This window comes from Bifidobacterium choerinum (assembly GCF_002761235.1).
Lineage (GTDB): Bacteria > Actinomycetota > Actinomycetes > Actinomycetales > Bifidobacteriaceae > Bifidobacterium > Bifidobacterium choerinum.
Genome location: NZ_CP018044.1, coordinates 2,077,308 through 2,095,869, shown reverse-complemented (window position 1 = coordinate 2,095,869; position 18,562 = coordinate 2,077,308). Strand labels below are relative to the sequence as shown.

11 protein-coding genes are annotated in these 18,562 nt (G+C 69.5%); 7 read left to right on the top strand and 4 right to left on the bottom strand.

Features of this window, described 5'->3' with window-relative positions; translation table 11 throughout:
* Positions 1–25 precede the first annotated feature (25 nt).
* The gene (locus BcFMB_RS08680; RefSeq protein WP_099721574.1) at positions 26–556 is read right to left on the bottom strand and encodes a hypothetical protein; all 531 of its coding nucleotides are present in this window, start codon (positions 554–556) and stop codon (positions 26–28) included.
* A gap of 48 nt (positions 557–604) precedes the next feature.
* Between BcFMB_RS08680 and BcFMB_RS08675 the strand changes: the two genes are divergently transcribed.
* A complete protein-coding gene (locus BcFMB_RS08675) occupies positions 605–1,330 on the top strand; it encodes a lysophospholipid acyltransferase family protein (protein WP_099721573.1) in 726 nt (241 codons plus the stop codon).
* A gap of 149 nt (positions 1,331–1,479) precedes the next feature.
* Here the strand turns inward: BcFMB_RS08675 and BcFMB_RS08670 are convergent, their stop codons facing one another.
* Both BcFMB_RS08670 and BcFMB_RS08665 read right to left on the bottom strand, forming a co-directional pair.
* On the bottom strand, positions 1,480–3,618 hold the full coding sequence (locus BcFMB_RS08670; RefSeq protein WP_099721572.1) for a Stk1 family PASTA domain-containing Ser/Thr kinase: 2,139 nt from the start codon (positions 3,616–3,618) through the stop codon (positions 1,480–1,482).
* 84 nt (positions 3,619–3,702) lie between these two features.
* Positions 3,703–4,791, bottom strand: a complete 1,089-nt coding sequence (locus BcFMB_RS08665; RefSeq protein WP_099721571.1) for a polyprenyl synthetase family protein — start codon at positions 4,789–4,791, stop codon at positions 3,703–3,705.
* A gap of 268 nt (positions 4,792–5,059) precedes the next feature.
* Here BcFMB_RS08665 and BcFMB_RS08660 point away from each other — a divergent pair, with 268 nt between their 5' ends.
* The 3 genes from BcFMB_RS08660 (at position 5,060) to BcFMB_RS08650 (ending at position 10,000) form a co-directional block, all read left to right on the top strand.
* Positions 5,060–5,914 carry a hypothetical protein gene (locus tag BcFMB_RS08660; protein WP_157775241.1) on the top strand — a complete coding sequence of 285 codons (855 nt, stop codon included), beginning with the start codon at positions 5,060–5,062 and terminating at the stop codon, positions 5,912–5,914.
* Positions 5,915–6,080: 166 nt separating this feature from the next.
* The gene (locus tag BcFMB_RS08655) at positions 6,081–7,544 is read left to right on the top strand and encodes an RNA polymerase sigma factor (protein ID WP_024540525.1); all 1,464 of its coding nucleotides are present in this window, start codon (positions 6,081–6,083) and stop codon (positions 7,542–7,544) included.
* Between the two features lie 125 nt (positions 7,545–7,669).
* On the top strand, positions 7,670–10,000 hold the full coding sequence (locus tag BcFMB_RS08650) for a DNA gyrase/topoisomerase IV subunit B (RefSeq protein ID WP_024540524.1): 2,331 nt from the start codon (positions 7,670–7,672) through the stop codon (positions 9,998–10,000).
* 36 nt (positions 10,001–10,036) lie between these two features.
* Here BcFMB_RS08650 and BcFMB_RS08645 read toward each other — a convergent pair whose 3' ends face one another.
* Positions 10,037–11,176, bottom strand: coding sequence for a glycosyltransferase family 4 protein (locus tag BcFMB_RS08645; protein ID WP_099721569.1), 1,140 nt, complete (start codon positions 11,174–11,176; stop codon positions 10,037–10,039).
* A gap of 129 nt (positions 11,177–11,305) precedes the next feature.
* Between BcFMB_RS08645 and BcFMB_RS08640 the strand changes: the two genes are divergently transcribed.
* The 3 genes from BcFMB_RS08640 (at position 11,306) to BcFMB_RS08630 (ending at position 18,462) form a co-directional block, all read left to right on the top strand.
* The gene (locus BcFMB_RS08640; RefSeq protein ID WP_024540522.1) at positions 11,306–12,493 is read left to right on the top strand and encodes an MFS transporter; all 1,188 of its coding nucleotides are present in this window, start codon (positions 11,306–11,308) and stop codon (positions 12,491–12,493) included.
* A 70-nt stretch (positions 12,494–12,563) separates the two neighbouring features.
* Positions 12,564–17,294 carry a DEAD/DEAH box helicase gene (locus tag BcFMB_RS08635; RefSeq protein ID WP_099721568.1) on the top strand — a complete coding sequence of 1,577 codons (4,731 nt, stop codon included), beginning with the start codon at positions 12,564–12,566 and terminating at the stop codon, positions 17,292–17,294.
* A 208-nt stretch (positions 17,295–17,502) separates the two neighbouring features.
* Positions 17,503–18,462 carry a GRP family sugar transporter gene (locus BcFMB_RS08630; RefSeq protein WP_099721567.1) on the top strand — a complete coding sequence of 320 codons (960 nt, stop codon included), beginning with the start codon at positions 17,503–17,505 and terminating at the stop codon, positions 18,460–18,462.
* Positions 18,463–18,562 lie beyond the last annotated feature (100 nt).

Genomic DNA, 18,562 nt, shown 5'->3' with positions numbered 1-18,562 from the left:
TACGGTGCCCGCGCCGACTGCGACGTCAGACGCGGGCACCGTTGTCCGAATCGTCGTCGTGGATGACGTCGCGGCCCTCGTGCTGCGCGATGAGGCCACCGGCGCCGACGAGGACGCACAGCGCGGCGATGAGGCCGACGATGCCGACGATGTGCGGCAGGCAGGCGGCGACGATGATGCCGACGACGCCGATTGCGAGGATCGCCGCGCAGATGAGCTTCGAGACGCGGATGCCCTTGAGCGACGGGTTCGGCGCCGAGAAGCCCATGCCATGGCGGTCGAGGACGTCGTCGGTGTCGAGCCAGCTGCTCGTGTAGTCGCGCGGACCGTGGCCCGCGCCGGTGAACGCCTCGTCGGACAGGTCGTCGGCGGTGAGCATCGTCTTCTTCTCCTCGCGCCTGGCATGGCGGTCGAAGCGCTTCGCCGTGCGCGAGCGTTCGACGTCCTCGAGCTCGCCGGCGTGGTCGTTGAGGAAGGCCTCCCAGTCGTCATGGCCGGATGCATCGTCTGGACGGCGCGCGTCGCCGCCGTTGCTGCTATTGTTGAGGTCGGTCATGACCACTACTGTAGCAAGCGGAATGTGAAGCGCGTAAGGAGACTTCGGATGCTGTACTGGTTTTTCGTCAAGACGCTTGGGCCGATCGCGCGCCGGCGCTTCAATCCGACGGCCGAGGGCCTCGAACACATCCCGCATGAGGGCGGCGCGATCATCGCCGCGAATCATCTGGCCGTCATCGACGACGCGTTGCTGCCGATGACCTGCCCGCGCATGATCCATTTCATGGGCAAGGCCGAATACTTCGAAGGCAAGGGGATCAAGGGCCGCTTCAAGAAATGGTGGTTCACGTCGGTAGGCGTGTTCCCGGTCGACCGCTCGGGCGGCTCCAAGTCGCTTGGCGCGCTCGAGCATGCGCGCGAGATCATCGAGGACGGCGAGCTGTTCGGCATCCACATCGAGGGCACGCGCAGCCCCGACGGCCGCCTGTACAAGGGGCACACCGGCGCCGCGCGCCTCGCACTCGAGACCGGCTGCCCGATTGTACCGACGGCGATCATCGGCTCACGCGACCTGCAGAAGCCCGGTCAGGTCATCCCCGGCAAGGGCAGCAGCAAGGTCATCTACGGCGAACCGATCGCCGTCGAGAAGACGCCGGCTGACCGGGTCACGCACGAGCGGCTGCGCGAGCTGACCGACGAGGTGACGCGTCGCATCGAGGCGATGAGCGGTCAGGAGTACGTGCCCGAATACGCGCAGGTCGTCAAGAAGCAGATGCAGCAGGAGCAGACGACGATCGACGAGGCCGCCGCGCAGAAAGCCGACCAGAAGTAGAAGCTGCGGGCAGAAGCAGAGCGTTCTGTGGCTTCCGACTGGAGGTCGCATATGGAGGGAGCCGGGCGGCCGATCATGGCCGCCCGGCTCCCTCCATATGCGCCGGCGGAGCGCCGATGGCGCTCGCCGCCGCACTCAGTTGACGGTACTCAGACGATGCGGATCGTCACCGTCGTCGGATCGCCGTCCTTCGTGCGCTTGGGCACGTCGGAGCCGGCCTTCGGATCCTGGCCCTGCACGCGGTGCAGCACGTCCACGCCGAGCGGCTTGTCGATCTTGACCTTGAGGCCGAGCGCCTCGAGCTCCTTACGCGCGTCCTCCGGCGACTTGCCGACGACGTCCGGCATCTTCACCGTCTCCGGCCCCTTCGAGACCGTCACCGTGACCGCATCGCCCCAGTGCAGCGTCGAACCGGCGTCCTGCGAGGTGTAGAGCACCTGACCGACGGGGACGCTGTCGCTGAACTCCTCCTCGAACGTGACCTCGAGCTTGTCCTCCTCGAGCGTCTTCTGCGCGTAGTCCTTCGTCTGGCCGATCAGGTCGGGCATCTGCACCGGCATCGGACCCTTCGACAATACGACGTCGACGGTCTCGTTGTGCGCGATCGTCGTGCCCGGCTCCGGCGTGATGCTGATGACCATGCCCTGCGGCACGTCGAGCGACCATTCGTCGGTGTCGTCCGAATGCTCGATGTGTTCGATGCCGGCGCGCTTGAGCGCGGCGAGCGGGTCGTCGGACGACTTGATGTCCTTGGGGATCGTCACCTGCTGGATGCCGAGCGAGACGACGACTTTGACCGTCTGCTCGTGACGTTTGCTCACATGCGCGTCGACGTAGGCCGGGTCGGTGGAGATGACGTCGCCCTCCGGCACGTCGTCGCTGTGGGCGCGGCTCACCTCGTAGTGGATGTCCGAGACATTGAGTGCGCTTTCATAGCTCTTCCAGTCGACGCCGGTGATCCTGCACGGCGCGTTCTGCTCGCATTCGAGCCCCTCCGGCTTCGGCATCGTGTTGTAGCTGCCGGGGCCCGCGTAGTACCACCATGCCCAGGTGCCGCCGGCGGCGAGCACGGCGACGATCGCGGCGACGATGCCGACGATGAGCCCGACATGGCTCTTGCGCTGCGGCTGCATCGCCGTCGGACTGTCGTCGCCGGCGAACGGCGCGGCGGAGGAGCCGGACATCGGTGGACGGCCGTCCGACGGCGTCTGCGGAGGTCGCGCAATCGTGCTCGTCGGGTCGTCGTTGCCGCGCGGCGCCGTGCCGCTCTGCATACGCTCCATCGGCTGTGCGGGCGCGGGCCGTCCTGCGGCGTTCGGATCGTGCGCGATGTCCGTACTGTTCGCGGCATTCGCCGCGTTCGCCGCGACGGCCGACATCGCCGTCGTCGGCTGCGGCTGCGCCGACGGGTCGTAGCGGTAGCGCAGCGCCTCTGGAGGCAGCGTGCGCATGAGCTCCTGGAGCCGGTCGAGCGCGACCGACGCGTCGGCCGGACGGTCGGCCACGTCGCGGTTCGTCAGGCTCGAGATGAAGCGTGCGACGCGCGGGTCGATGCCGGCGCACACGGTCGCGATCGACGGCACGTTCTCGTTGACGTGTTTGAAGACCATCGTCACCGGGTTGTCGGTCTGGAACGGCACTCGTCCGGCGAGCATCTCCCAGGCCATGATGCCGACCGAATAGCAGTCGCCCTGCGGCAGCGCCTCGTTGTCGCTGATCATCTCCGGCGCGAGGTAGGCGGCCGTGCCCAGCAGCATGCCGGTCGACGAGAGCGTGGCCTGCGAGATCGCCTTCGCGAGCCCGAAGTCGGTGATTTGGACGCGTCCGCGGTTGTTGATTAGGATGTTCTCGGGCTTGATGTCGCGGTGCACGACGCGCGCCGCGTGCGCCGCCGCGAGGCCGCTGAGCGTCTCGGAGACGACGCGCAGCGTCTCGCGCACGCTGAACGTGCGCTTGTGCTGCATCTCGGCGCGCAGGTTGACGCCCTTGACGTATTCCATGACGAGGTAGTCGAGGCCGTCGTGCTCGCCGGAGTCGTAGACCTGCACGATGTAGGGGCTCGCGATCGAGGCCGCCGCGTTCGCCTCGCGGTGGAACCTCGCGATGAACTGCTCGCGGTACGGTCCCTGCGCGAGCTGCTGGTGCATGATCTTGATCGCGACGTCGCGGCCGAGCCTGACGTCCACCGCCTGGTAGACGGTGGCCATGCCGCCGTCCGCGATCTTGCGCACGATGCGGTAGCGACCGTCGACGAGCCTGTCCTTGGGCATATCCTGCGCTTCACTCATGCCTGATCCGTCGTTTCCCTTACCCGAAATGCTGTGCGGCCTGCATGGCCGATGACGAGGTCATTCTACATGGTGGTGTGCTGCTCACGCGCGCGCCGACTGAGGGATGAACCTCGCGCAGATCGCGGTCAGCCGCGCGCTGCGCCCGTCGTCGAGCCCCATCGCGCCGATCGCGTCGGTCGTGCGCGTCCACATCTCGCCGATGCGCGCGTAGGAGCGTTCGACCGCGCCGGTCGAGCGCATCAGCGCGGTGACGCGCTCGACGTCCGCCCGGCCGCGCCGGCGCTTCGCGTAGATGCGCGTGAGCTCGCGCGCCTCCTTCGGCGATGCCGCGCGCAGCGCGTCGGACAGCAGCACCGTGCGCTTGCCCTCGCGGATGTCGCCGCCGACCGGCTTGCCGGTCTGCTTCGACGAGCCGATGACGTCGATGAGGTCGTCGGCGAGCTGGAAGGCCACGCCGAGCGGCCAGCCGATCGCCATCGCATGGCGCGTCGCGTCGTCGGAGCCCATCCCGGAGGCGAGGAACGCGAGCTCGAGCGGCGCGATCGTCGTGTAGCTCGCCGTCTTCCAGCGGAACACCTCGTAGGAGGCCTTGCCGAGTTTGTCCGGATCGCTCAGCGGCATGCGCTCGATCGCCAGGTCGAGCACCTGGCCGATCTCGACCTCGTGATGCATCGTGATGAACGCGCGGCGCAGGTCCCGCGACTGCGGGATGTCGAGACGCTGGCTCGCGTCGTCCATGATCGCCGTGCATGCGGTGGCGAGCAGGTCGCCGAGCATGACGCCCAGCCCCCTGCCGATCGCCTCGCTGTGCGTCGCCTGCGCGAGCGCGCGGTGCGCCGACGGCTTGCCGCGACGCAGGTCGGCGTCGTCGATGATGTCGTCGTGCACGAGTGCCGCCGTCTGGAACACCTCGATCGCGCAGGCGATGTCGAGCATCGCGCTGCGCCTCGCCTCGCCGGCGTCAGGCATGAGCAGGTCGTAGGCGCCGAGCGCGAGCAGCGCGCGCAGCCTCTTGCCGCCCTCGCTCGAGACGACGGCCTGGTCGATCGTGCGCTCGAGTGTGTCGTCGAGCTCCGGGGGGATGTCGGCCTGCCGGGCCAGTCCCGCGTATTCACGCACGAGCGCGCCGATTCGCGATTCGATCTGCTGCAAGTCTGTCGAGGAGCTCATAGCTGCCATTCATCCACAGTGTTGCGACAATCGCCGGCGCCCGACGCGGACGCGCCGGAGCGTGAGTCCGGCGCGCGACACCCACATCGCAGCGGATTCCTCCGGCCGTGAATTGTGGACAACCGCACCGTCCGTACACATGCCTCCGTCCGGGTGGACACGGCGCCTGCGGGACGGCGAGAGTGGAGACACGTCCGGGCCGACGGGGATCCGGACGGCGCCGGGCGGACGTCCGGCGACAGGACAGGCATGACGAACGGAGGACATGATGAGCGAGGACACCAGGGACATCAGGACGGCCGCGGACGTCGGGACGGCGGGATGCTGTGACGCCGCACAGAATGGCGATGCCGTGCGGGACATCGATGCCGCAGGGGGCGCCGATGCGGCGCCGGCGGCGTGCGGCGGACGGACGCGCGCTGCGGCGACGGAACAACGGGACGGGGACGGGGACGCGGACGTCTGCGCGCTGTTCGTCCCGGGCGAGGGATTCGAACCGGACGAGGAACGGATCGTCGACGAACGCGACGCCGCACGCTGCGAGGCGCTGCGCGAGCGCTACCGCGAGCGCTGCCGCGACCGCGGGCCCGACGAGGCGACCGGCGAGCGCTTCGCCGCCGTCTGCGCCGACTGGCTCGCATGGCTCGACGCCGACGACTTCGACCCCTTCGACTGCGAGGCGGACAAGCTGTGCGCGCTCGCCGTGACGATGACCGATTCGCTCGCCTCGCGCGACGCGCTCATCATGACGCTCGTGGGCCCCGAGGGCGCGCGCGACCCGGCGGATTTCATCGGCTTCGCCGTGCATCCGCACGCGCCCGGCAACGCCGCGCGCATGGAGCGCGAGCTCAATGCGGCGTTCGCGGCGCAGGAGGCGCCCGACGTCGAACGCATCCTGCGCGGCGTCGAGATATGCGAACGCGCCGCGCAGATCGTGCCGGACGGCTTCGCCGCGCATCCGCTCGCCGTCGCCGCCTACGGGATGTGGTGGATCGGCGACTCCCGCGCGCTCGAGACGGCGACGCAGGCGATCATGCTCGATGAGGGCATGCGTCTGGCGGGCATCATCCTGACGGCGCTGCTGCGCGGCGTCGCGCCGCAGTGGATCGGGAGCCGGCCGTGACGGGGGCGCCGCCCGCAGGGGCCGACCGGAGGGAGCGGGCCGGGAATAATCGTCTCCGAGGCATGGTTAACTCACTTAGTGCGCGACTTGCCTTTGCCGCAACTATGCCCTCGCGAAGGGAGGCGGCTCGGGCGTCGCATGATCATGAGCGAGCAGGAGGAACAGTTTGGCCACGAAGCGAACGGCGAACACCAAGGACAAGTCGGAAGACAAGGACACCTCCACCGTCGAAGGCGCCTCCGCGACGAAGGAGACGTCGGCCAAGCCGGCGAAGCGCACGCGCAAGAGCACGTCCGCCAAATCGGGCGCGCGCAAGGGCACGGCGAAGAAGAAGTCCGCGTCCGCGCAGGCCGAGGCCACGAAGCAGCCGCGCAAGAGCACGGCGAAGAAGAAGACCGCGAAGAAGGAGACGACCGGGCACGCCGCGCAGCCCGAGGACGACGAGGACGTGATGCTCGACGATGACGACGAGCAGATCGACGAGGACAGCCTCGACCTCGACGAGGACCTCGGCGACGTGGACGGCCAGGACGTGGACGCCGACGACGAGGACGACGAATCGGAACCGGAGCCCGAGGAGGACGACGAGGACGAGGAGGAGAAGAAGCCCGAGGAGCCCAAGGAGAAGGGCGCCTTCGTCGTGCGCGACGACGATGACGACGAGACGCTCGCGCCGACCGGCTCGAACCCGCGCCGCCGCGTCGTCACGACCGGCGCGACGGCCGACCCCGTCAAGGACTACCTCAAGCAGATCGGCCGCGTCTCGCTGCTCAACGCCGAACAGGAGGTCGACCTGTCCGAGCGCATCGAGGCGGGCCTGTACGCGCAGCACCTGCTCGACACCGAAGGCGACAAGCTCGACTTCAAGCGCAGGCGCGAGCTCAAATGGGCGGCCGCCGACGGCAAGAAGGCGAAGGACCATCTGCTCGAGGCGAACCTCAGGCTCGTCGTCTCGCTCGCGAAGCGCTACACGGGACGCGGCATGCTCTTCCTCGACCTCATCCAGGAAGGCAACCTCGGCCTGATCCGCGCCGTCGAGAAGTTCGACTGGAAGAAGGGCTTCAAGTTCTCCACCTACGCGACCTGGTGGATCCGTCAGGCGATCACGCGCGCGATGGCCGACCAGGCGCGCACGATCCGCGTGCCGGTGCACATGGTCGAGGTGATCAACAAGCTGTCGCGCGTCCAGCGCCAGATGCTGCAGGACCTCGGGCGCGAGCCCACGCCGGACGAGCTCGCACGCGAGCTCGACATGCCGGTCGAGAAGGTGCAGGAGGTGCAGAAGTACGGCCGCGAGCCGATCTCGCTGCACACGCCGCTCGGCGAGGACGGCGATTCGGAGTTCGGCGACCTCATCGAGGACACCGACGCGATCGCGCCGTCGGACGCCGTTGCCTTCTCGCTGCTGCAGGAGCAGTTCCGTCAGGTGCTCGAGACGCTCTCGCCGCGCGAGGCGGGCGTCATCAAGATGCGCTACGGCCTCGAGGACGGTCAGCCGAAGACACTCGACGACATCGGCCGCGTCTACGGCGTGACGCGCGAGCGCATCCGCCAGATCGAGTCGAAGACGATGTCGAAGCTGCGTCACCCGTCGCGTTCGCAGACGCTGCGCGACTTCCTCGACCAGTGACCGACGCCCGGTGAACGACGCCCGGTGAACGGGCGCAGCACAAGAGCGCGGGCCGTGCGGCTGCGCGCTCTTTTGCGTGACAGACGCGCGGCCTGCACGGCCGCGGCAATCCAGGAAGGCGGAAGATGGCGAAGAAAGACTACGGCGCCGACTCGCTGACGGTCCTCGAGGGCCTCGACGCGGTGCGCAAGCGCCCCGGCATGTACATCGGCACGACCGACACCCAGGGCCTGATGCACTGCCTGTGGGAGATCATCGACAACGCCGTCGACGAGGCGCTCGCCGGCGCGTGCACGCACATCGTCGTCACGCTGCACAAGGACGGATCGGTCGAGGTCGCCGACAACGGACGCGGCATCCCGGTCGACGTCGAGCCGAAGACGAAGCTCACCGGCGTCGAGGTCGTGCTCACGAAGCTGCACGCCGGCGCGAAGTTCGGCAACGCCTCGTACAACGCGGCCGGCGGCCTGCACGGCGTCGGCTCGTCGGTCGTCAACGCGTTGAGCTCGAGGCTCGACGTCGAGGTCGACCGCAACGGCAACACGTACCACATGGCCTTTCACCAAGGGCATCCGGGCGTCTACACGGACGCCGACCCGGAGCATCCGTCGCCGGATTCGCCGTTCAGGAAGACGCGCAAGAACCGGCCGACCGAACTCGAGATCATCGGCCACGTCAAGCCGAAGACGACCGGCACGCGCATCCGCTACTGGGCCGACCCGGAGATCTTCAACGACACGGCGCGATTCGACTACGACCAGCTCATCGACCGCGTGCGCCAGACGAGCTTCCTCGTGCCGGGACTCAAGCTTGACGTCGTCGACGAGCGCATCGAGGCCACCGGCGACGAGCACGTCGACGAGCTCATCGAGAACGACATCGGCGCCGCGCAGGCCGCGGCCGCGGAGACCGCCGACGACGAGGACGCCGCGATCGTGCGCGCCTCGGCGGGCGACGACGCGATCGCGCGCACCGAGGCCGAGAACATGCAGCAGCAGGCCGAGGCCGGTGCCGCGACGACGCTCGAAGCCACGGTCTCGCCGCAGCCGGACGCGCCGACGCCCGGACACCGCAGACTTGAGGAGTTCTGCCACACCGGCGGCGTCGTCGACTTCGTCGACTTCCTGTCACAAGGCGAGCCGGTGTCGAACATCTGGAGGATCACCGGACAGGGCACCTACCACGAGGAGACGCAGGCCGTCGACGAGCACGGCGACCTGCATGCGCAGGACATCACGCGCGCATGCGACGTCGACATCGCGCTGCGCTGGGTCAACGGGTACGACACGACGATCCGCAGCTTCGTCAACGTCGTGGCGACGCCCGGCGGCGGCATGCACGTCGACGGCTTCCTCAACGCCGTCACCAGGCAGGTGCGCAAGGCCGTCGAGGACAACGCGCGCAAGCTCAAGGTGAACCTCAAGGACGCGAAGATGAAGGTCGAACGCGACGACATCCTCGCCGGACTCGTCGCCGTCGTCACCGTGCGCATCGCCGAGCCACAGTTCCAGGGGCAGACGAAGGACGTGCTCGGCACCGCGCAGGTCAAGCCGGTCGTCACGCGCATCGTCGACAGGCAGTTCGCCGAGATGATCACCGGATCCAAACGCGGCTACAAGGAGCAGTCGTCGCGTGTGCTCGAGAAGATCGTCGGCGAGATGCACGCGCGCATCCAGGCGCGCAAGACGAAGGAGGTCGCACGCCGCAAGACCGCGCTCGAATCGGCGAGCATGCCGCCGAAGCTCTCCGACTGCCAGCCGGGCAACGACGACGTCGCCGAACTGTTCATCGTCGAGGGCGACTCGGCGCTCGGCACGGCGAAGGCGGCGCGCAACTCGGCGTTCCAGGCGCTGCTGCCGATCCGAGGCAAGATCCTCAACGTGCAGAAGGCGTCGCTCGCGCAGATGCTGTCGAACAAGGAATGCGCGGCGATCATCCAGGTCGTCGGCGCCGGATCGGGCGCCTCCTTCGACCTGTCGCAGGCGCGCTACAACAAGGTCATCATGATGACCGACGCCGACGTCGACGGCGCGCACATCCGCACGCTGCTGCTGACGCTGTTCTACCGCTACATGCGCCCGCTCATCGAGGCCGGGCACGTGTACGCGGCCGTGCCGCCGCTGCACCGGATCGCGCTGACCGGGCCGCGCAAGGGCGAATACATCTACACGTACTCCGACGACGAGCTCGCCGGCAAACTCGAGCAGCTCGACCGCGACCACATCAGCTACGCCGACGACATCCAGCGCTACAAGGGCCTGGGCGAGATGGACGCGAACCAGCTCGCCGACACGACGATGGACCCGCGCACGCGCCTGCTACGCCGCATCCGAATGGAGGACGCCGAACGCGCCGCCGGCATCTTCAGCCTGCTCATGGGCGACGAGGTGCCGCCACGCAGGCAGTTCATCGTCGACAACGCGGACGACTTCGATCGTTCGAAGATCGACACCTGACCGACGCCCGTCCGGCGTGCGGCCGCCGCGCCGCGCTCAGCGGCGGCGGTCGGCGATCGCGCGCCGGTAGACCTCCTCGACCCGGTCGGTGACCGCCGCCACGTCGTAGCGGGCGAGCAGCGCGCGCTCGCGTTTATGCAGCGCGTGCGCCCAGCCGGGGTCGGCGATCGCGCGGCGGATGCGCTCGGCGAGGATGCGGGCGCGGTCCGGGCCGCTGATCGGGAACAGCGCGTCCTCGTCGCCTCGCATCGTCCAGCGGTAGCCGGGATTGTCGCCGGCGAGCGTGACGCCGGCGCCCGAGGCGATGGCCTCGGGAAGCACGATGCCGAAGGTCTCGCCCGGCAGCGACGGGAACGCGGCGACGTCGGCGCTCGCGAGCAGCGCCGCCTTGGTCTCGTCCACGGTGCCCAGGAACTCCACCGGCGTGCGCAGCCGGGAGGCCTTCGCGCGGCATTCGCACATCAGCGGACCGTCGCCGGCGACGGTCACATGCAGTCCAGCGGGCAGGATCGACGCCCGCTCGCCGTAGGCGATGGCGTCCAGCAGCTGCATGGGGCCTTTGCGCTCCACGAGGCGGCCGAGGAACACGACATGCGGCGCTTGCGGATCGCGCCTCGCATGGCGGGCGGCGTCGGCGAAGCGGTCCACGTCGACTGGGTTCGGGATGACGACGCCGCGCACATGCGCGGTCGCCGCGGCGTATTGCGCGGCGACCTGCGAGACGGCGATGACCTCGTCGACGCGCCGGTGCGTCTGCATATTGATCAGGCCGAGCAGGCGGCCGCCGACCTGCGCCGCCAGATCGGCGCAGGCGATGTGGTAGGTCGCGACGACGCCGGTGGCGGGGGAGGCCTCCCGCAGCACACGACCGGCCAGGAACGGGCTGTATGGGGCCTGCACGTGCAAGACATCGAAGTCGTGCGCCGCGAGGACGCCGTGGATCGCCGCACGCCTCGCCGGCAGCGGGATGCGCATGCGGTTGCCGTTGAAGCGCACCATGATGTTGCGCGAGAGCGGGTGCGTGTTCGGCACCGGCGAATCGTGCGTCTCCCCGACGAGGTAGTGCACGTCGTGGCCGCGTCGGCGCAGCTCCTCGCCGATCGTGACGATGTGCTGCTGCACGCCGTCGAGCGCGTCGAGCGTGTCGTCGAAGACGAATCCGATGGTCAGGGGCATAGGAGCCAGTGTATCGTCGCGAAGCGACGCGGCGACGCGGCGCGCGGAGGGACGACGAATTTCTTGTTTCGAGAATATAATGTCGTGTCCGTCCGCATCGTCCGTTCCGCCCGTGCACAAGGAGGCGCCATGACGAATCTGCTGCTTGCGATCATCTACCTCGCGTTCATCTCGCTGGGCCTGCCCGACGGCCTGCTCGGCGCCGCCTGGCCGACGATGAGCGGCGACCTGGACGCGCCGTTGTCGTGGGCCGGCGGCATCTCGATGGTCATCAGCGCCGGCACGATCGTCTCGGCGCTGATGAGCGACCGCCTGACGCTGCGTTTCGGCGCCGGGCGTGTGACGGCCGCGTCGGTCGGGCTGACGGCGCTCGCATTGTTCGGCTTCTCCCTCGCGCCGAACTACTGGACGCTGCTGCTGATGGGCATCCCGTACGGCCTGGGCGCCGGCGGTGTGGACGCCGCGCTCAACAACTATGTGGCGGTCCACTACGCGAGCCGGCATATGAGCTGGCTGCACTGCATGTGGGGCGTCGGCGCCCTGCTCGGCCCGTACATGATGGGCTTCGCGCTGTCGCGCCAGTACGGATGGCAGTGGGGCTACCGCTCGGTCGGCGTGCTGCAGGTCGTGCTGACGGTCGTGCTCATCGCGAGCCTGCCGCTGTGGCGCAAGCGCGTCGCCGCCCCGAAGGACGCCGACACGGCCGGCGAACGCAGGCCGATTGGCCTGGCCGGCGTGCTGCGCATCCGTGGCGCCGCGCAGATCCTCATCATGTTCTTCTGCTACTGCTCGATCGAGCAGACGACGATCCTGTGGGCAAGCAGCTACATGGCCGGCGTCGACCATGTGGACGTGCAGACGGCCGCGAGCTATGCGAGCCTCGTGTTCATCGGCATCACCGTCGGACGCTTCGTCAGCGGCTTCGTGACGATGAGGCTCAGCGACGCGCAGATGATCCGGCTCGGCGCCGCGATCATCGTCGCCGGCATCGTGCTGCTGGCGCTCCCGGTCCCGGGCGCATGGAACGCCGTCGCCGGCTTCGTCGTCATCGGCCTCGGCTGCGCACCGGTCTACCCGTGCATCATCCATGCGACGCCGGCGTACTTCGGCGCCGACAAGTCGCAGGCGATCGTCGGCGTGCAGATGGCGAGCGCCTATGTCGGCACGATGCTGATGCCGCCGCTGTTCGGCCTGATCGCGCAGCACACGTCGCTCACGCTGCTGCCGTGGTATCTGCTCGTGTTCACCGTCGGGCTCGGCGTCATGCACGAATGGCTACGCGCGCTGCGCCGCGACTCGATGCACGCCGTCGACTGATCCGCGCGCCGCGCGTTGCGCCGTCGGCGTCCACTTGCGATGGGGCATATGCGGGACGATAATCGAACATATGGTCGAATACATGGCATCCTTCAGCGAACCGACGCGGCGATGGTTCACACGCGTCTTCGGAGCGCCCACCGAGGCGCAGACGCTCGCATGGCCGGCGATCGCCGGCGGCGGCGACGTGCTCGTCATCGCGCCGACCGGCTCGGGCAAGACGCTCGCGGCCTTCCTCGCGGCGATCGACCGCATCATCGCCGGCATGGTGGCACGGGAGGGAACGCCTCCGCACGGTGAATCGGCGGCGAAACCGGCGGGGCGCCGGGGCAAGGCGAAGCGGGGCGTGCGCATCCTGTACATCTCGCCGCTCAAAGCGCTCGGCGTGGACGTGGCGAAGAACCTCGAGGCGCCGCTCGACGGCATCCGCGGCGAATACCGCGACATGGGGCTGGCCGTGCCGCAGGTCTCTGTCGCGATGCGCAGCGGCGACACGACGGCCAAGGAGCGCCGCGCGATCGCGGCGCACCCGCCGGACATCCTCGTGACGACGCCGGAGTCGCTGTATCTGATGCTCACGTCGAAGGCGCGCAGCGTGCTCGACACGGTGGACACCGTCATCCTCGACGAAGTGCACGCGCTCGCCGGCACGAAACGCGGCGCGCATCTGGCGCTGAGCCTCGAGCGGCTCGACGCGCGGCTCGCACGTCCCGCGCAGCGCATCGGGCTGTCGGCGACCGTCAATCCGGCCGAACAGGCGGCGCGTTTCCTCGGCGGCGCACGCGACGTGACGATCGTGCAGGCGCAGGGCCGTCCGCGTCTCGACATCCGGATCGCCGACCCGGGCGCCGCGCTCGGCGCCGCACGGGGGCAAGGTACGGCTTCGTCGGGCATATCGGCTTCGGAAGGATCGGGGCTTGCGACACCGGAGCGCATCACCGGCGTCACGCCGGCGATGGAACGCGCGGCGCGCCGGCGCGGCGATGGCGCTGCGCCGCCGCGGCCGGGCGGCGGAACAGCCGGCGGCGGCGAGCCGAACGCCTCCATCTGGCCGTACATCGAATCCAGCGTGCTCGACGAGGTCCTCGCGCACCGCACGACGCTCGTCTTCGTCAACTCGCGCGGACTGGCCGAACGCCTCACCGCGCGGCTCAACGACCTGTACGCGGCACGCCGCGGCAGGACGCGCGACGAGGGGAGCGAACCGGCGCACTACAATTCGCTGATCGGTTCGACGACGAAGCTCGTCGGTGCCGTCGACCCCGACGACGCGATCGCGATGGCGCACCACGGATCGGTCTCGAAGGACCGCCGCAAGCAGATCGAGACGCAGCTCAAGCAGGGGCGTCTGCGCTGCGTCGTCGCGACGAGCAGCCTCGAACTGGGCATCGACATGGGCTCGGTCGACCTCGTCATCCAGATTACGCCGCCGCTGTCGATCTCCTCGGGGCTGCAGCGCGTCGGCCGCGCCGACCACCACGTCGGCGGCGTCTCCCACGCGATCATGTACCCGTGCACGCGCCAGCAGATCGTCGCGGCGGCCGCGAGCGCCGAACACATGCTCGCCGGCGCGATCGAGCCGCTGCACGTGCCGCAGTGCCCGCTCGACGTGCTCGCGCAGCAGACGGTGGCCGCCGCGAGCCTCGAACCGCTCGACGCGGACCGCTGGTTCGAAGTGGTGCGCCGCGCCGCGCCGTGGCGCACGCTCGAACGCGACGTCTACGACGCCGTCGTCGGCATGGTCTCGGGCGCCTACGACGGCGAGGAGTTCTCGGCGTTCCGACCGGCGCTGACCTACGACGCGCAGACGCATATGCTCGCCGCGCGCCCCGGCGCGCAGCGCCTCGCCGTGACGAGCGGCGGCACGATCCCCGACCGCGGCATGTACACGGTCGTGCTGCCCGAGGCCGAGGCCGGCCGCGGACCAAGACGCGTCGGCGAGCTCGACGAGGAGATGGTCTACGAGTCGCGCGTCGGCGACGTCATCACGCTGGGCACGACGTCATGGCAGATCCAGCAGATCACGAACGACCGCGTCGTCGTGCTGCCGGCGCCGGGACGCAGCGCGCGCCTGCCGTTCTGGCACGGCGAGGGCGACGGCAGGGACTACGGCTTCGGACTGGCGATTGGACGGTGGGTGCGCGAGGTGGGCGCGGGCCTCGTCGAGGCCTCGCGCGCGGAGGCGGACGGCGCCGGCGCCCCCGAGGCCGTCGCGAAGCCGCGCTTCACGCCCGAGGTGCGCGCCAGGCTCGCCGGCGACGGCCTCGACGACGACGCCATCGACGCGGCCGCCGCCTTCCTCGCCGAGCAGCGGGCCGCGACCGGCGTCATCCCCGACGCCACGCACATCGTCATCGAACGCTGCCGCGACGAGGAGGGCGACTGGCGCATCCTCGTGCATGCGCCCTTCGGACGCAGGGTACATGAGCCGTGGGCGCTCGCGGTCAACGCGCGGCTGCTGCGGCGCTACGGCGTCGACGGACAGATCTACGCGGCCGACGACGGCCTCGTCATCCGTCTGCCCGACGGCGACGGCTCGATCGACGTCGCCTCGCTCCTCGCCTTCGACGCCGACGACGTCGCGCGCCTTGTGGAGACGCAGGTCACCGGCAGCGTGCTGTTCGCGGCGCGGTTCCGCGAATGCGCGGCGCGCGCGCTGTTCATGCCGCGCGCCGACCCGTCCAGACGCGTGCCGCTGTGGCAGCAGCGGTTACGCGCCGCGCAGCTGCTCACGGCCGCGCGCACGCACAGGAACTTCCCGCTGCTGCTCGAAACGGCCCGCGAATGCCTGCAGGACGTCTACGACGTGCCGGCGCTGCGCGAGGTGCTCACCGGCCTCGCCGAAGGACGCATCAGCATGCACGAGACCGTCACGTCCACGCCGTCGCCGATGGCCGAGCAGCTGCTGTTCGGCTTCGTCGGCTCGGTCATGTACCAGTACGACGTGCCGCAGGCGGAGCGCGACGCGCGGCTGCTGTCGATGGATCCGGAGGTGCTCGAACGGCTGCTCGGCTCCGACGACCTCGCCTCGGTGCTCGACGACGCCGTCATCGACGAGGTCGCCGCCGCGCTCGCGAAGCGGACGTTCTGGAACGCGCTCGCCGACGACGACGTGCGCGGCCGTGTGCACCGTTATCTGTCGACGCACGGGCCGTTCACGGCCGACATGATGATCGCCGACCTGCGGCTGCCGGCCGAGGCCTGCGTCGACGAGCTCAACGCGTTGCAGGCCGCCGACGAGGCGCTCACCGGACGCTTCGACGACCGTCTGCCCGCCGACGTGCCGCAATGGGTGGCGCTCGACGTGCTCAAACGCATCCGCTCACGCTCGCTCGCCAAGGCGCGCAAGGCCGTCAAGCCGGTCGCCGCCGCCGACTTCCAGCGCTTCGTGCTCGAGCGGCAGGGCGTCGGCTCGGCCGGCGGCCAGCGTTTCGACGGCGTCGACGGCGTCATGAGGGTCGTCGAGCAGCTCGAGGGCGTCGCGCTGCCGATCGACGTGTGGGAGCGGGCCGTGTTCCCGGCGCGCGTGCGCGACTATGCGCCGTCGATGCTCGACGAGCTCGTCGCCGCAGGCGAGGTCGTCTGGGTCGGCGCGGTCGGTGCATCGTCCTCGTCCGCCTCATCCTCGGCGGACGGACTCGGGGCGGTCATGCTGTTCCCCTTCGATTCGGCGCAGCTTGAGGGACGATGCGCATCCGACGCCGCGCAGGACGGCCGCTCGGCGCCGGCGGACGGCGACATGGGGCCGCTCGGCGTCGGCGACGCGATCGTCGCCGCGCTCGGGGATGGCGGCGCCTATGGTCCGCTGCCGCTCGAGGAACGCGCCCACGCATGCTGGGAGCGCGCGTCGGCGGCCCGCGGCCTCGAGCCGTCCGTCGACGAGACGACCGGCGAGGTCGTCGCCGCGGCATGGAGCCATCAGGGCTTCGAGGACGCATTGTGGGCGCTCGCCCGGCGCGGCCGCGTCACGAACTCGTCGTTCCCGGTGGCGCGCGCGGCGGCGACGCGGGGCGCGGCGCACGCGCCTGCACGCCCCGTGCGCCGACGGCGCATGCGCGCGCACATGGCACGGCCGGCCATGAACGGCGGCCTGTGGTCGCTTGTGCGCGCGGGCGGCGAACCGTGCACGCCGGAGGAACGCGTCATCGACCTGATCGACGTGCTGCTCGACCGCTACGGCGTGATCACGCAGCCGGTCGTCGACCATGAGGGCGTCCCCGGCGGCTTCTCGGGCCTGTACCCGGTGCTGCGGCGCATGGAGGAGCAGGGCGCGCTGATGCGCGGCATGTTCGTCGACGGCTTCGGCGCGGCGCAGTTCGCGCGGCGCGAGACCGTCGACATGATGCGCGACCTGATCGGGCGGTCGCCGGCCACGGTCGCTCTCGACGCCGCCGATCCGGCCGTCCTCTACGGCACGGCGATCCGCTGGCCCGGGCCGATGCGGATGGCCGGGACGCAGGACGCGGACGGCGCCGACGACGCGGACGACGCGGACGACGCGGCGCGTACGGGCGGCGTCAAGCCGACGCGTCGCGCCGGGTCGCTCGTCGTGCTGCGCGGCGGCGACGCACTGCTGTACGCGGCGCCGCGCTCGGGACGCCTCGTCATGTTCGACGAACCGATGAGCCTCGCCGAACGCGCATGCACGGCGCTCGCCGACATGCTGCGGCACCTGCCGGGAGGGTCGGTCACGTTCCGCGACTGCAACGGCGTGCCGCTCACGGCGCGCCTGCCGGTCACACCGGCGTTGCGCGCCGCCGGATTCGCGCCGTCCCCGCAGGGCATGAAGCTCTACCGGTGAGCCTGCGGCGTACGGATAGGACGCGATATCGACGCTATGAGCAAAAGACGGCCACGTCCCGCCGCATGACGGGCATAGAATGACTGACGTCGTGCCGCCGTTCGTCCCGATATACGGCGGACGGCCCCCCGCGCGCCTCCGTGGCGTTCGTGGATTCGCGACAACGGACACTCGCACACGGAGAGAGGCAAGGGAGGGCGTCTTTCGCATGGACATGCTCATCGCGCTGCTACCGGCGCTGTTCCTCGGATCGAACAGCGTCATCACAGCGAAAATCGACGGCAAACCGAGTCAGGGGACATTGGGCACGACGATCGGCGCCGTCATATTCGCGGTGCTCGTCTCGGTGTTCTACACGGTGCCGAACGCCGGACTGGCCTTCGCGTTCAACCCCAGGATCTGGCTCGTAGGCCTGTGCTCGGGCGTCTTCTGGACGATCGGCTCCTTCGGCCAGTTCTCCGCGCTCAAGCCGTTGGGTGTCTCGATGGCGATGCCGATCTCCACGGCCGGGCAGGTCGTCGGCAACGCGCTGCTCGCCGCGATCGTGCTCGGCCAGTGGCGCACGCTCAACGTCTGGGTCATCGGCGTCATCGCGATCATCCTCGTCACGTCCGGCGCCGTGCTGTGCTCGGCGAAGGACTCGGCCGCCGACGCGCGCCGGATCAGCGCGAAGGACATGCGCTTCGGCCTGGGCGCGCTGCTGTTCTCGACGATCGGCTTCATGCTGTACTTCATCTTCCCGAACCTGCTGCACCATACCGGATTCATCTCCGACGCCATCTACAATGCGCCGAGCGGCAACGGGCTCTATTACATGACCGCCGTCATCCTGCCGCAGTCGATCGGGCAGATCATCACGGCGCTCGCGATCGTCAACTTCGTCGAACGCGACCGCACGCTCATCCTGCACCGCAAGACGGCGCTCAACATCATCACCGGCCTGCTGTGGGCGGTCGGCAACATGCTCATCTTCGTGTCCGCGGCGAACCCGCACGTCGGACAGGCGATCGCTACGACGTTCTCCCAGCTCGGCGTCATCGTCTCCACCTACGGCGGCATCGTCGTGCTGCACGAGCACAAGACGAAGCGGCAGATGGCCGGCATCCTCCTCGGCACATTGCTCATCGTCGCCGGCGCCGTGCTGATGGGTCTGTACACGACGACCTGAGGTCGTCCGCCCCGCTCCGCGCGCCGGCTACGAACATGATGCGCGCGCCATACACCCGTGATGTTCGCACCGGTGACCGTTGGCGAGCGCTTCGGGTGCG

Coding starts and splice junctions, on each gene's coding strand:
- BcFMB_RS08670 (WP_099721572.1), bottom strand. CDS start 3,618: ATGAGTGAAGCGCAGGATATGCCCAAGGACAGGCTCGTCGACGGTCGC.
- BcFMB_RS08660 (WP_157775241.1), top strand. CDS start 5,060: ATGAGCGAGGACACCAGGGACATCAGGACGGCCGCGGACGTCGGGACG.
- BcFMB_RS08680 (WP_099721574.1), bottom strand. CDS start 556: ATGACCGACCTCAACAATAGCAGCAACGGCGGCGACGCGCGCCGTCCA.
- BcFMB_RS08675 (WP_099721573.1), top strand. CDS start 605: ATGCTGTACTGGTTTTTCGTCAAGACGCTTGGGCCGATCGCGCGCCGG.
- BcFMB_RS08635 (WP_099721568.1), top strand. CDS start 12,564: ATGGTCGAATACATGGCATCCTTCAGCGAACCGACGCGGCGATGGTTC.
- BcFMB_RS08650 (WP_024540524.1), top strand. CDS start 7,670: ATGGCGAAGAAAGACTACGGCGCCGACTCGCTGACGGTCCTCGAGGGC.
- BcFMB_RS08630 (WP_099721567.1), top strand. CDS start 17,503: ATGGACATGCTCATCGCGCTGCTACCGGCGCTGTTCCTCGGATCGAAC.
- BcFMB_RS08640 (WP_024540522.1), top strand. CDS start 11,306: ATGACGAATCTGCTGCTTGCGATCATCTACCTCGCGTTCATCTCGCTG.
- BcFMB_RS08665 (WP_099721571.1), bottom strand. CDS start 4,791: ATGAGCTCCTCGACAGACTTGCAGCAGATCGAATCGCGAATCGGCGCG.
- BcFMB_RS08645 (WP_099721569.1), bottom strand. CDS start 11,176: ATGCCCCTGACCATCGGATTCGTCTTCGACGACACGCTCGACGCGCTC.